14 protein-coding genes and 2 pseudogenes are annotated in these 12,896 nt (G+C 35.4%); 14 read left to right on the top strand and 2 right to left on the bottom strand.

The window, feature by feature from the left end; genetic code table 11:
* Position 1: 1 nt before the first annotated feature.
* Together EG2_RS05805 and EG2_RS05795 are read left to right on the top strand one after the other, a co-directional pair.
* Positions 2–373 carry a hypothetical protein gene (locus EG2_RS05805; protein ID WP_060813918.1) on the top strand — a complete coding sequence of 124 codons (372 nt, stop codon included), beginning with the start codon at positions 2–4 and terminating at the stop codon, positions 371–373.
* A gap of 1,211 nt (positions 374–1,584) precedes the next feature.
* A pseudogene (locus tag EG2_RS05795) lies at positions 1,585–1,827 on the top strand (hypothetical protein); the annotation flags it as partial.
* Between the two features lie 113 nt (positions 1,828–1,940).
* On the opposite strand, the gene EG2_RS05790 reads toward EG2_RS05795, so the two are convergent.
* Positions 1,941–2,141 (bottom strand): hypothetical protein, encoded by a 201-nt coding sequence (locus EG2_RS05790; protein WP_060813915.1) that lies wholly within the window; start codon positions 2,139–2,141, stop codon positions 1,941–1,943.
* A gap of 171 nt (positions 2,142–2,312) precedes the next feature.
* On the opposite strand from EG2_RS05790, the gene EG2_RS05785 reads away from it, so the two are divergent.
* The 7 genes from EG2_RS05785 to EG2_RS05755 all read left to right on the top strand — a co-directional run bounded on the left by EG2_RS05785 (position 2,313) and on the right by EG2_RS05755 (position 9,968).
* Positions 2,313–2,543, top strand: a complete 231-nt coding sequence (locus tag EG2_RS05785) for a hypothetical protein (protein WP_060813914.1) — start codon at positions 2,313–2,315, stop codon at positions 2,541–2,543.
* A gap of 74 nt (positions 2,544–2,617) precedes the next feature.
* On the top strand, positions 2,618–3,130 hold the full coding sequence (locus EG2_RS05780) for an LbetaH domain-containing protein (protein WP_139243300.1): 513 nt from the start codon (positions 2,618–2,620) through the stop codon (positions 3,128–3,130).
* Between the two features lie 220 nt (positions 3,131–3,350).
* Positions 3,351–3,629, top strand: coding sequence for a hypothetical protein (locus tag EG2_RS05775; protein WP_060813912.1), 279 nt, complete (start codon positions 3,351–3,353; stop codon positions 3,627–3,629).
* A gap of 26 nt (positions 3,630–3,655) precedes the next feature.
* A complete protein-coding gene (locus EG2_RS05770) occupies positions 3,656–3,940 on the top strand; it encodes a hypothetical protein (RefSeq protein ID WP_060813911.1) in 285 nt (94 codons plus the stop codon).
* Positions 3,941–4,116: 176 nt separating this feature from the next.
* Positions 4,117–4,326 carry a hypothetical protein gene (locus EG2_RS05765; protein ID WP_249024274.1) on the top strand — a complete coding sequence of 70 codons (210 nt, stop codon included), beginning with the start codon at positions 4,117–4,119 and terminating at the stop codon, positions 4,324–4,326.
* Between the two features lie 227 nt (positions 4,327–4,553).
* Positions 4,554–5,522: a LysM peptidoglycan-binding domain-containing protein gene (locus EG2_RS05760; protein WP_060813910.1), complete on the top strand. Its 969-nt coding sequence runs from the start codon at positions 4,554–4,556 to the stop codon at positions 5,520–5,522.
* 171 nt (positions 5,523–5,693) lie between these two features.
* A complete protein-coding gene (locus tag EG2_RS05755) occupies positions 5,694–9,968 on the top strand; it encodes a VaFE repeat-containing surface-anchored protein (RefSeq protein ID WP_060813909.1) in 4,275 nt (1,424 codons plus the stop codon).
* Positions 9,969–10,044: 76 nt separating this feature from the next.
* Here the strand turns inward: EG2_RS05755 and EG2_RS05750 are convergent, their stop codons facing one another.
* Complete coding sequence (locus tag EG2_RS05750) at positions 10,045–10,638, bottom strand: hypothetical protein (RefSeq protein WP_060813908.1); 594 nt, start codon at positions 10,636–10,638, stop codon at positions 10,045–10,047.
* Between the two features lie 47 nt (positions 10,639–10,685).
* Here EG2_RS05750 and EG2_RS05745 point away from each other — a divergent pair, with 47 nt between their 5' ends.
* The 5 genes and pseudogenes from EG2_RS05745 to EG2_RS19505 form a co-directional block, all read left to right on the top strand.
* A complete protein-coding gene (locus EG2_RS05745) occupies positions 10,686–10,931 on the top strand; it encodes a hypothetical protein (RefSeq protein WP_139243382.1) in 246 nt (81 codons plus the stop codon).
* Between the two features lie 227 nt (positions 10,932–11,158).
* Complete coding sequence (locus EG2_RS05740) at positions 11,159–11,524, top strand: hypothetical protein (RefSeq protein WP_060813906.1); 366 nt, start codon at positions 11,159–11,161, stop codon at positions 11,522–11,524.
* A 1-nt stretch (position 11,525) separates the two neighbouring features.
* Complete coding sequence (locus EG2_RS05735; protein WP_060813905.1) at positions 11,526–11,978, top strand: hypothetical protein; 453 nt, start codon at positions 11,526–11,528, stop codon at positions 11,976–11,978.
* 67 nt (positions 11,979–12,045) lie between these two features.
* Positions 12,046–12,402 carry a hypothetical protein gene (locus EG2_RS05730; RefSeq protein ID WP_060813904.1) on the top strand — a complete coding sequence of 119 codons (357 nt, stop codon included), beginning with the start codon at positions 12,046–12,048 and terminating at the stop codon, positions 12,400–12,402.
* Positions 12,403–12,426: 24 nt separating this feature from the next.
* Positions 12,427–12,896, top strand: a pseudogene (locus EG2_RS19505) (cell division protein FtsK); the annotation flags it as partial.

Genomic DNA, 12,896 nt, shown 5'->3' with positions numbered 1-12,896 from the left:
AATGGAACTTTTTCAATGGGTTATTGAAACGGTAGCTGTTCAACGAAATGGCGAAAATAAGATGCATGTGTTTCATATAACAACATTCGATAAATCTAAAAAGAATGCAATGGATATTGCCCGATTAAAGACGAAGCGATTGTTGAAGCGGAAAAACATTCCTTATTTACGAGTAACGATTTGTTGGATCCAGTTTATGGAAGTAGTGAGGCGTACAAAGTACGAAGAATACAAACAGCTAGTCCGATTGAATAAATCAAAAAAAGTCATTGCTCGTCTCCTGAATCTTCCTTTTTGGGAAGTGAATAAATTAGAACGACACTATCAAAAAGAACGACGTAGAAAATATATACGTCAAGCCAATTTAAATTAGCACTCTTTTTGAGTCGATCATTTTGTTCAAAATAAAAGATACTTACTTCATTTATTCATAACATATAAATATAAGTTGCTAGGTCACAATCCAATCATATATATATAAAATCCTAGCGGGAGTTAGCCTGATAAGCTACAGATGAGTACAGGTCTGTAGTGCTTCCTAATCAAAAAGGCACAGCGACACCTGGCATATGTTTAGTGCATATGTCGTCCGCTGCAGCGTCGGGAATCCAGGTCATGGAGACTCGGGGATCTGTGGGGAATGCTTACACGGTCAACACGCGGTGATGAGGGCGTAGTAACGGTCAGGGTAGGTGGATCGGCCAAATTCTTGTTTGGGGAAATGGAACCAGCAAGAAGATGGGATTATTTCTACAGAATTGAGGGATCTTTTCTGAGGAAATAATCGGACAATGCGGGACTAGTACGGTCTTTTTTAAGAATTTCTCTTAAAAAAAACGCAGCGTCGAATGATACGCTATCAGTGTGTCCATTTCCCCGGCTAAACAAGACTAAGAAGATAGAGGCTTTGTAAAAGAAAACAAAGGCTTTTTTATTTTATTCGTTGAGTAATCAATAAGTGATGGATCATTGACCGAATAGAATAAAAATGTTCTATTCTTTCTATCCTTAACCGCAACTTCATGGACAACATATAGGGTATCCATCTTGATCCCGATTTATCTTGAAAGAAATACGAGGATCATTATCAGTCTTAATCTCAACATCTTCGTTTTCTATAGAAGTGAATTTCGGTAAAGGATCTAAAGAAAGAGTTGGTTGTTGTTTAGGCGTTGAAAAAAATAAAAAAGAGCCAGTTTTAACTGATTCTTTTGTTTAAAAGTATTTATTCCTATAAAAATAACAAGAATGAATGCTATAGGATGTTTCAATAGAAATTCTAGGATGTAATGAATGAGTATACAAGCTAGAAAAACAATGAAACCAGTTTTTACTAAGTTTTTGGGTTTCATTTCAAACCCTCCTTTCAGTTTACTGTAGGAGTAAACTGATGGTGATGACAATGACCAACTTCTTTCTTTAATATTTTTGCTATCAGATTAAGATACAAATAAGAAGGAAATATGAGGATTTTTTGAAAAAAGAATGAAAAGAAGAATGTAGCTTCCGATCAATGGAAGCTTTTTTTAATAAATAAAAAGGAAGTGAAAAACAATGGAAGAAGTGGAACCGGATGTACGAAAAGAGATTGAGGAACAAGTTCGAGAGATTCTCAGAAAGAAAGGATACTTAGTAGATAGTTATTTCGAAGGGGACTACAAGACGTGGATAGGCGTGTATGCTCGTCCAGAAAATAAACCAACCTACTTAGATCCTGCAACTTCAGAAGATGCCTATTTACAAAATAAATACCGAGTTGATGGCTTTAAACAAGATTTTGCAGAATGGTTTGAATGGGAAATTGAAAATGACATTGTTCAACCATAAAAGAATGGATTGTACGAATCAAGAGGAAAACAAAAGTTTTCTTTTTGATTGATACAATCAATTGTTGTATCAAAATAAGCCTAATTAGAGAATTCTAACTAGGCCTGTTTTTGTTAGAAGGTAATAGTGGTTATACTTTCCATTACTTCTAACAACAGTTCGAATATTGCTTCAGGAAGAACTCTAAAAAAGAAATAACTAATAGAGCTGCCGAAAAATAGGAGTAGAAAAAAAGCTGTTCCTATTTTATGTTTCCAAGCAAATTCGATTATCATGATTATTCGTATCATGATGTTTTGAATCACTTCAATCATTTTGTTCACCTCCTAGTTCATTCAAGCTTTACTTGAATGGGGTGAGAAAGTTGATGAACTAGAAGGGACAAAATGAATGAAGTAATCACTGAGATTGTAACATATCATTTTAATGTTAGGACAGAAAAAAATGACTGAAAAACTTTGTTAATCGGCTTAAAAGGAGGGAAAATGGTGTGTTTAAGTAATCAGAGTGAATTATTTAGTGAACAGTATTTGATTGCATACATGGAAGCCACAAATCGAAAAGAACTTTCTTTTGATGACTGCTTATTTTTATTCAAGAAGGAAAAAGAAAGAAGGATTTTTTATAGTCAAATGAAAGATTTTTCTTCGTTGCGAAGAATTGATCGAACATTAGGAGGTAAAAATAAGATTTATTTTGTTTTTAGTAAAAAATGAAAGGTACGCAAGGAAAATTCAAGTTGTCTATTCAGGCAGCTTTTTTATATACAAAAGGAAGTGAGGAAGGAGCTGTGAAAAAATATGAATTAACAGATCAAACAATTTTATTTAAGGGAGAAGTTCTTTATCGAATTCGATCACTGAAGAATTTTGGTGATGTTGTAAAAGGACAATACGGAGGATATGTTCGGAATTTGTCTAATCTAAGCCAATATGGTGATTGTTGGATATATGACAATGCAATCGTTAGTGATCATGCGTATGTTGCACAAGACGCAATGGTGAAAGGAGATGCTCGGATATTAGGAAATGCAGAAATTACGTTTAAAGCGATCGTAAAAGATCATGCAGTAGTTAAAGGGAATGCGTATGTTTCAGGAAGTGCTATTATTCGAGATCATGCATTGATTTGTGAGAATGCTCGTGCCACAGATTTTGCAGAAATTGGTGCAAGAACGGTGTTAGCAAGTAACTCTTGGGCATATCAAACAGCTTTTCTTGTAAATGGACGTCGTTATAATGGGCAGGAACGATTGATTGGTAGATCGTTATCTGAGTTGGTTGGCTTTAAATTGTATTACTGAGTATGAAAAAACGAGTTGTATGTAACATGAGGTAAGTCTTTTGGTAGGTTGACGGGTACGGGTGTTTCAATCTTCTTTCTATGAGCATGGACAAATAGAAAACGCATGAAAATCGATAAACTCCAACAGAAAATGGCTTTTTTGAGAAAACAACTAACTATCCTGACAAACGCCCGTACCCTTCAGCCTATCAAGGAAATAAATCAAAGGAGGATTTTTGATGAGTTTAAAACAATTGGAAAAAGTCGAAGACGTAAAACATGGTGATATTGTCCGTGTGGTTTCTTATGAGGAAAGCTGTGGAATTGATAAAGGGGTTTTCAAAGCAATCGTGGTTGATTACAAAGAAGATGGCTTGATCGTCATACCTGAAAATTTTGAAGAACATGTATTCCGTGCAGTAGAAAAAGGTGCTTATTGGGAAATAGGCGTAGAGTGGTTGCTTGAGAACGATGTGGAGATTTATCTCTTTTACCGATTTAGTGAATTGATTGGATAAAAAACGCAAAGGAGAAATGCGAAAAAATGAAAACAACGTCCGATTGTTTTTTCTGTGTTGAGCTTTTCGAAAAGCAGGAAAAAACTACGCTATACAATTTGGATCTATTCGATGCGTTAAATTTGTGTATGGGCTATGTAGCTCGTTATTCTCATATGTTAGAAATACCGGTGTCCGTTATTCTTGGGGCGATTGAGATGGAAAGAGAAGAGTTGTTGCGATCTGGTATAGATATGGAACGTCATATTTATATGCAGAAAGAAGGGGATCCTTTCCCGTTGGATGAGGAAGGAGAAATCGAGAAGGAATGAAAGTGAGAAACATAAAAAGGGGGATAGATGCAAACGATAATTAATCGATAGTGCTGATGACAAGTATGTCATGATGGAGGTGATTCCAACACTGAGTCAAACACAAGGATTATCCTTTCCCTATGTACGACCAACGATATAAAAAAGAGAAAATAAAAGAATAGGGGTAAAAAAAGATGGGAAGATTTAATTTTGATGTGTATCAAGCAGAATTAGAGGAAAAGAAATTACAAAAACAAAAATCACGAATTAAGACGTTTATTCCTTTAAGAACTAACCGTACGGTAAAATCGTCAAGCGAAACAAAAAAATTGATTCATTTTAATCAGACAGGTTGTTCGTTATCAAAAGCAATGTTTTCAAAAGAAAATAAAACTACAAGTTAAAAAGATCGATTGTGAATAAAATGAACAGGAGTGGTTTTTTACAGATTACGAAAGATCTATCACTTGAAAGATAAAATTATATGGAAATACAAGAAAAACAAGGGCTTGAAAAGTGAAAAAGTATAAATTAAAATGATTAAAGAGGCGAACATTTTTTACTTTAAAAATAAAATGAATGTTCGTTATTCATCGAATAAATTTATTATAACATAAGGAGGAAAAAATCGATGAAAAAAATGTTATTGAGTATGATTGTTGGGGCTGCAGCTGGTGTGGTATTTGTGACTGGAGGTTCAGAAGCACATGCTTCCGAAATAGATGGTATTTGGATACCAAGAACAGTTGATCAAATCAAAGCGGATATTGCGAAATCTCAAGGAAACAAGTACACCATTGTTTGGGGAGATACGTTAAGTGGCATTAGCCAAGCAACAAATATTACCATTCAAAAATTAGCAGAGTTGAATAAGATTGCGAATGTGGATCTAATCTATGCAGGAAACACCTTAACTTTTGATGGAAATGTAGTCACTGCGACAAATGCAAAAGGAGAAACATTGGTTCAAAGTATAGTGACGGATCAAGAGAAAAATGATGTGACTAAACCAGTAGGAAATACAGGTGGAACAGCCACTACACAAGAAACTCAAAATCAGTCAGAAAATCCTACTGTTAAGAATGAAAATCCAACAACTCAAGGGACACCTTCTGCTTCTAATGTAGGAAGTCAAATCGAAGAAGCGACACCAAAAGTAAATACGTCTGAACAAAACACAAGTCAGTCAAACGAAAATTCAACTCCGGATAGAACAGTTGGAGAAACAAACACTGAAACTCCAGCTACTGAAACGAATCAGTCAGGAGAAACACAAAAAACAAATCAACCAACACAACCAGTAACTGATAATGGAACGACAAATACAAGTGAAACAGGAAATTATGGAGTAATTGATTCCTCACTTCCTGAAGATCTTACACCAGATCCTGTAACAATTGGTAATAGTGGCATGCTTTTTGATTCATTAGATGAAGCTATGTCATATGGTTGGAAAGAAATTAAAGATGAAGGTAGTAAATGGTATGGTATGAGATTTGGTGGTGGTGAAGTTGCTAATAAAGCTGGTATTCCAATTGGGAAATGGACAGTTGATTTCCACGAAGCAGGCGATGTGGCAAATGCAGGTGAAAACAATTAATAGTGTATTTATATAAAAATTAAGAAGAGAAAGCGAGAGAACTTGAACAAATCTGGTTTGTTTAGGTTCTTTTTTGTTTTTTCTTTATAAGAAGAGGAGGTTTCTTTAATGATCCATATTCGTGTGAGAGCACCCTCACATTAAAAAATAAAAGGAAGGAGGTTTCTTGTGATGGCAAGAAACAAAAAGCATTGGTTGAAAGTAGCTTTATTAGCAGCTTTTTGTCAAGTAGCCTTTTTGACTGGGGCATTGACAACACAAGCGGAAGAAATAACTTCAGAAACAAGTGTTTCCCAAGTTTCTCCTACTTCAAATGAAGTAGAAGTACAATCTGCTTTATCAAAAGAGGCCGTCAAAGAAGAGACACAATCAGAAGTTATTCCAACAACAGAAGCACCTTCAACGAATGAAAAAACAGTACTCGATGAAACCATCGGGAAAAGCCAACAACCAGGAGATAGTCCAGTTGTGGCAGAAGAAACTACAGTAGAAACACCTGAAGTTCAAGCAATTCCTGAAAAGGAAAATTCATTAGAAGAAAGTGGTTCTACTGAAATAAATGAAGGAACAGAACCAGTTCTATTAGAAGATTCAAAGGAGGTAACGACTCCGATTGAATCAACGAAAGAAGAAATGGATTCTAATACTTCTCTTTCTTCTGAAAAAGAAGAGAAGACAGCTCTTTCGACAGAATCTCGTGAACCTGAATTGAAAAAAGTTGAGGAATCAGGTGCTACGCAAAAAGAGACAATGAAAAAAGAGGTTGTTTCTCCTACTTTTTCAAAAGAAGATACATTGATTGTACCACAAATCGCTCGAAGTGCACGGGTGCGACGTGCAACCAATACAGCTGTTTTAGGTGGTCGAAAAATTGATTGGGGCGAAAATATTGGTGTTACTTCTAGTCCGAATAATCCAAACTTCACTTTAAATTACATGGTTCGTTTTGAGATTAATGGACAAGTGGCGTTTTGTATTGAGCCTGGTGTCGCAGCCGCAGAAGGTCAAGTTTATACAGCTACTGCTTTAGAAAACTATTTGAAAAATTCAAATGTACGGAAAAAAACAAGCTTGATCTCTTATTTAGGATATGTCACAAACAAAGACAAATCCGATGAACAATACATTGCGGCACAATTTATGATTTGGGAAGCTTTGGGCACAAAAATTCCAATTAAAAATATCCGTATTGACTATGATCGTAGAAAAGCAGAAATTCAACGTTTGCTTAATAATTTTGATGTAAGAGCTACTTTTCATAATCAAACACATACGGTAAAAATTGGCGAAACGTTAAAAGTAAAAAGTGGCAATGACTTTTTACAACGTGTAAAAGACATTCAAAAGCCAAAAGGTGTCAATGTATCTATTCATGGGAATGAAGCATGGATCACAGTCACAAAAGAAGCACCAGAAAAGGCAAAAATTCACTTCAATCAGATTGAAGCATTAGGTGCGCCATTAGCGTATCGTCGTCCAGGTGCCCAAACAATTGGTGTATTGAATCCTTTTGAACCTGGTGACTCTGTTGTCAATTTGACTATTTTGAAACAAGGAAACATTCGTGTCTTTAAAGAAGATGCGGAAACCGGTGTGAAAGCACAAGGCGCAGCTTCTTTAGAAAATGCGGTGTATGGCTTGTATCAAGCAAATGGAAAGAAAATCAAAGAAATCACGTTGAAAAATGTCAATGGCAAAGTACAAGCAGAAATTAAAGACCTTGATCCTGGCAAATATGTTTTAAAAGAAATTAAAGCGCCAAAAGGCTATGCACTTTCTGATGAAACAATTGAAATTGTTGTTGAACCTGGAAAAACTGTCAATGCGACTGCAAAAGATCATGTGATAAAAGGCACCATTGATTTAGTGAAAGTTGCGAATAAAGACTTAGTCGATTCAACGAATCCAGACAACAAACCAAAATTAGCTGGTATTGAAATCTCTTTGATGTCAAAAACAACTGGTCAAGTGGTGAAAACAGTTGTCACAGACAAAGATGGTTACGCTAGCTTTGGTAAAAATACTGTTGTCTTCGATACGTACATTCTTTCTGAAACCAAAGGAAAAGAAGGGTATAAACTATTTGAACCATTCGAAGTCACAATTTCTGAACAAGGGCAAACCTTCCATTATGTTTTAGAAGACAAAGTAATCGAACAACGTCTTAAAGTGGTAAAAGTGGATCAAGAAACAGGAAAAGTGATTCCACTTGCCAATACAGAATTCAAGATTTTTGATACCTTAGCCAATCGTTATGTCACAATGGAGATTCCAAATGATACAGAAACGACGGATATCTTTAAAACCAATGAAAAAGGCTTTTTCCTAACTAACGGTACACTTACTTATGGAAAAGATCGCTATCGTTTGGAAGAAATCAAGGCGCCCGTAAATTACGTTTTGAATCAAAACCCATTGGTGTTCTCGATTACCAATGATACAGAACCGATCAAAGTGATCCATTTTGCGAACCGACAAGCACGGAAAAACGTGAAATTGTTCAAGTATGAAGAATGGAACAAGAAGAAAACACCGCTTGCAGGTGTGACTTTTACGCTATATAACGGAAAAGGCCAAGCAATTGGTGAGTATACTACCGATCAAAATGGTGAGATTTTAGTAAAAGGTCTGGTTGCCAATAACTATTACTTTACCGAAAATGCACCATTAGAAAGTTTCCAACCAAATACAGGCAAACAAGCATTCACTGTTACATTCAAACAAAATGCGCCAGATGATGGGGAAACCTTATTGGTTTCTGTACGTAATTACTTGATTCCACCAAAATTAGAAACACAAGCGTCAAATAAAGCCGATGGTGAAAAAGTGGTTGATCCATTAGAAACGATCGTCGTTAAAGACAGTGTTTCGTATACGAACTTGTTTGTCGGAAAAGAATACACTATTTCAGGGGTATTGATGAATAAGGCAACGAATGCGCCAATCTTACAAAATGGCAAAGAAATCACAAGTACCTTGACCTTTATTGCAGACAAAGCCAATGGCACAAAAGATCTTGAATTTGTGGTTAATGCTAGTGTTCTGAAAGGTCAAACAATCGTTGTCTTTGAAAAACTTTTCCGTGATGGCATTGAAGTTGCGGCACATGCGGATATCAATGATGACAATCAAAGTGTTCGGGTAAACAATCCAACGGTTCATACGACTGCTGTTTTTGAAGATGGTTTGACGGTCGCAGACCCAACGGGGCTGTTTACCTTAAATGATACCGTTGAAATTAATGAGATCCTTCCAGGAAAAGCTTACTTGGTCAAAGGGATCTTAATGGATAAAGCAACTGGTGAACCGTTGCTTGTACATGGAAATACGGTAGAAACGAGTGTTGGCTTTATTGCCAAAGCAGAAAATGAAACGGTGATCGTACCATTTAACTTTGATCTAACGGGCTTAAACGGTCGTGAAATCGTCGTGTTTGAAAGTCTCTTTAGAAATGATGAAGAACTGGCAAACCATAGAGATATCAATGACCAAGGCCAGACTGTACGTGTGACGAACCCAAGTGTACGTACAACGGCTACGCATAAACCAACTGGCTTAAAAGTGGTTAATCCATTAACGAAAGTCACCATTACAGACGCTGTGAAATACCATGATTTGATCGTTGGAAAAACATACACAGTTAACGGTGTTCTAATGGATAAAGTAACGGAAAAACCAGTGCTAGTAGATGGAAAAGAAGTCACAAGTAGCTTAACGTTTGTAGCAGAAACAACGGATGGTACAGTCAATCTAGACTTTATTCTAGACGCACATGCGTTACGTGGAAAAGAAGTTGTGGTCTTTGAAGATCTGTTTAGAGACGGTGTGTTATTAGCCTCTCACGCAGACATTACCGATAAAGACCAAACCATCAAAATCGTTAATCCAACCATTACCACCAAAGCCACCAATAAAAATGGTGGAAAAGAGATCTTCGCTTTGCCAAATCAAACCGTGTTGGAATGGGTCAAAGTAGATGGTCTAGCAATCGGGCAGTTGTATAAGCTGATTGTCCAAGGCTATTTAACACCAGACGGCATGCCATTTGAAGGCACACATGCAGAAAAAATCTTTACGGCAGACAAAGAAACCATGGAATTCTTGTTTGAATTCTTAGTTGATGGTCGGAATCTTGCAGGAAAAGGCTTGAGTTTTGCGGAATGGCTGCAAGCGAAAACGGAAGATGAGAAAGAAACGTTTGAAGAAGTGGCGAAACACAATGTCGATCTAACGAATAAAGATCAAACGGTTCAAATTGTGGAAGCGCCAAAACCACCACAACCAGTGAAACCAGAACAACTACAACCAGAAGTCAAAGAAGCAGTTATGGTTCCAATGTTGCCAAAAACAGGCTCTGAAGACAATGGGTTATGGATCATGATTGGCATGATCTTTGTCCTTGCGGTAGGCTTGATTGGTTATGACTTATACAAGGTCAAAGACTAAAAAGAACGAACAAGCGGTTAGACAACTAGCCGCTTGTTTGGTTTTTAGAAAGAATTTTTTATCAAAGGCAAATAAATTATTGTGTTGAGTAGTAAATGATCATGAGGATACACCATAAAATACTGAGTGTAATAAATAAGAATTTAAGGACACAAAAGAGATAGAATATAATTATGTGATAATACAGTTTCTTTTTTCTTCTATAGAAGAAATCACGTTTAGCTACTCCTAATTGTTTTCTTACTTTATTTAGTTCTGTTAGGTAGCAGTATGAGAATTCAAAATACATTATTTGTACTTTGAAGGGGATTTTTTTCAAATGTTTATTTGTGTTAATTATTTTTTGTACTTCTTTGGCAAAATAAATAAGTTCATAAGGCAAATAAAAGTCTATATTTTTATTTTCAACTGTTTGGATTAGATGTTGAATTGTTTGTTTTCGTTCTAGAATATTTTTTCTTGTAATTTTTTGAAACAGATAATTTTCAATTGAAGATTCAAATGGGATAAATATTTCTTTTGTTAGTATTTCAGTGCTTTTCTTTTTTCTTGTATAACGATGTTTTAAATAAAAGCTAGAAATGGACCAAATAATAGTGACGATTGAAACTATACTTGAGATGACAATGTGTAATTCATTTGAAAATAGTTGTTGAATAAAAGTGTTCATAAAAATAATCTCCTTTTTTATAAAAAGTTAGAAAGGTTGTAAAAGAGTTGGAAGAAATATTCTTTTGTATGATTGTAGAGTTTTTGTTTGTATCAATTGGTTTCTTAATTATGGGATTTTCAAATATGATGTATCTTTTTCCGTTTGACAGTAAGGCTGAGTGCATCTTTAGTAGTATTATTATTTTCTTTATTTTAGCATGTGTGTGGATTGTTGCTAGGGAAATATATCATCAGTTTGTGTTGGAAGATGGAAAAGGAATTATTGCTTGGTTTTTACAGAAAAGAAAATAATGGAGGAAAAAGGAATATGGAAAAGAAAAATATAAAGATTTGTTTTTTGAGTGGAAAAGAATGTACGTATGAGGAGTGTACTGATATTTCTGTGCATGAATGAGACGGGATGTTAATAGTAGATATGTCTCCTGGTGATGAGCCATTTGCTGTTAAACATTATTTTCCATTGTGTAATATAGAGTCGTTTAGAATTGATTGTGAATTTTAAGAGGAGGAAAAATTATATGGCAGAAAAAGCGTTACGTATGAAGAAAGAGTTTTTAGGTCAGGTATTTTTATTGGGGGCACGGGAACCTAATCCACCAAAGGCAATTAATGGTGTGTCTGGGCGATATGTTCAACTACAAGCAGAGTGTTCGCGAGAAGATCAACCTGCTTTTTTTGTTTATCTCACAGCTGAAGAAGATAGAAAATTACGATTACCAGAAAAAGAGGTACGTATTTCATTTGAAGAAGCTTATTTTGTTTTCCGTAAAGAACGAGTAACCAGTCGTGAAACAAATGATATGGGACAAACAGAACGTCGAACAACTGGCTATCAAGATGTTGGTGTCTTTTTAACTGGTGTAAAAATTGAGGAGGTTTTGTAAGATGGGATTAAAATTTTCAAATAATTATGATATTACAGAAGCATTAGATGAAACTTGTTTGGGAGCCGTACGCTTTGGCGCATTAGAAGAGCCTGATCGTGTATTTGATAATGAGATGAAAGAATATACAGGTGAGATCAAAAAACAACACGCAAATCTTATTTTTGGAAATCCAGGGCAACCGAAAATCGCTCGTCGGGTTAAATTTCCACCTGATGCGGATTTGACTGGTTTTAAACGACGTGATCCTGTTCGATTAATTGATCCAGAATATCATTTGATGTATATTCCAGCACAAGATGGGAATCGAGAGTATGCAGATTTAGTGGTTTATGCGAAAGGATTAGAGAAAGCAGAAGCTCCAATAAATAATCCTAATCCGAAACAATCACAAGAAAAAGGTTTGGATCAAAAACAACTAAGTGTTGATTCTAAGGAAAAAGAGAAAAAATAAGTTTTTTTGAAAGAGTAGGAAGAAGTCTTCCTACTCTTTTTATCTAAGGTAGAAGGAAGGGGAGATTTTGAATTCAGATAAAACCAATCAAACACTTCGAGAGATTGTGGCTTGTTGTCAAAATATCCAACAATTGATTGAGTATTTTGGAGACAATCCAACGATTTTTGTACAAACAAATGAGTATATTTGTGCGGTGATTGGGCAGTGTATGTTTTTACGTGATCTTGTTCGTTTTTCATTACCGTACCAGTGGAAACAAGACCATCAGGAAGTGGTTTGGATTCGTGTAGTACGAATATGTAATATGTGTGCACACCCATATAAAAATCGATTAAATCTTTTTCGATTATGGTTTTTTATTAAATGTGATATTCCAGTATTAGTTGCTTTTTGTCAAAAGTTTTTAGCACAGAAGAAGTAAAAACAGAAAGGAGGAATGTGACAATTGGAAGCTCATTTTTTCAAGTATCGTGGTCGGCGAATTCGCTATTTCAATCGTTATTTATGGTTTTGCTATTATGGTTTCTTTTTGTTCCCATTTTTGATTCTGTTAGGTTGGTTTAGTTGGAAAGTATTTTATCCACGTTTAAGTACGTATTCAAATTGGCAAATGTATCTTATTCCTGGAATAAGTATTGTGTTGTATTTGTTGCTGGTTAGTGGATTGATTTTAGGGTTGATGCGTTGGTCGCGATTAAAAGAAGGATATTTTGCCTCTGTTTATTGGCGTCAGTTACTTGCTCGAATGTTAATTGATAATCGGTTTGTTTATACAAAGAAACAAGTTAGTGAGAAACAAACAAGGGAAAAAATGAGATTACCAAAAGTTTATTTTTATCAAAAGAAACAAGAATTAGTGGTTTCTTTTCCTTTAGATGGTGGGCGTTTTCACGAACGATTTTTAAAAATGGGTAG

The organism is Enterococcus gallinarum NBRC 100675 (assembly GCF_001544275.1).
Classification (GTDB): Bacteria; Bacillota; Bacilli; order Lactobacillales; family Enterococcaceae; genus Enterococcus_D; species Enterococcus_D gallinarum.
Note: the sequence above shows the minus strand (reverse complement) of the source record. Positions and strands in the feature narration are given on the sequence as shown.

Excerpts from the sequence above, each read along its gene's own strand:
- EG2_RS05805 (WP_060813918.1), top strand. The coding sequence starts at position 2 with ATGGAACTTTTTCAATGGGTTATTGAAACGGTAGCTGTTCAACGAAAT.
- EG2_RS05790 (WP_060813915.1), bottom strand. The coding sequence starts at position 2,141 with ATGATTGAAGTGATTCAAAACATCATGATACGAATAATCATGATAATC.
- EG2_RS05785 (WP_060813914.1), top strand. The coding sequence starts at position 2,313 with ATGGTGTGTTTAAGTAATCAGAGTGAATTATTTAGTGAACAGTATTTG.
- EG2_RS05775 (WP_060813912.1), top strand. The coding sequence starts at position 3,351 with ATGAGTTTAAAACAATTGGAAAAAGTCGAAGACGTAAAACATGGTGAT.
- EG2_RS05770 (WP_060813911.1), top strand. The coding sequence starts at position 3,656 with ATGAAAACAACGTCCGATTGTTTTTTCTGTGTTGAGCTTTTCGAAAAG.
- EG2_RS05765 (WP_249024274.1), top strand. The coding sequence starts at position 4,117 with ATGGGAAGATTTAATTTTGATGTGTATCAAGCAGAATTAGAGGAAAAG.
- EG2_RS05760 (WP_060813910.1), top strand. The coding sequence starts at position 4,554 with ATGAAAAAAATGTTATTGAGTATGATTGTTGGGGCTGCAGCTGGTGTG.
- EG2_RS05755 (WP_060813909.1), top strand. The coding sequence starts at position 5,694 with ATGGCAAGAAACAAAAAGCATTGGTTGAAAGTAGCTTTATTAGCAGCT.
- EG2_RS05750 (WP_060813908.1), bottom strand. The coding sequence starts at position 10,638 with ATGAACACTTTTATTCAACAACTATTTTCAAATGAATTACACATTGTC.
- EG2_RS05740 (WP_060813906.1), top strand. The coding sequence starts at position 11,159 with ATGGCAGAAAAAGCGTTACGTATGAAGAAAGAGTTTTTAGGTCAGGTA.
- EG2_RS05735 (WP_060813905.1), top strand. The coding sequence starts at position 11,526 with ATGGGATTAAAATTTTCAAATAATTATGATATTACAGAAGCATTAGAT.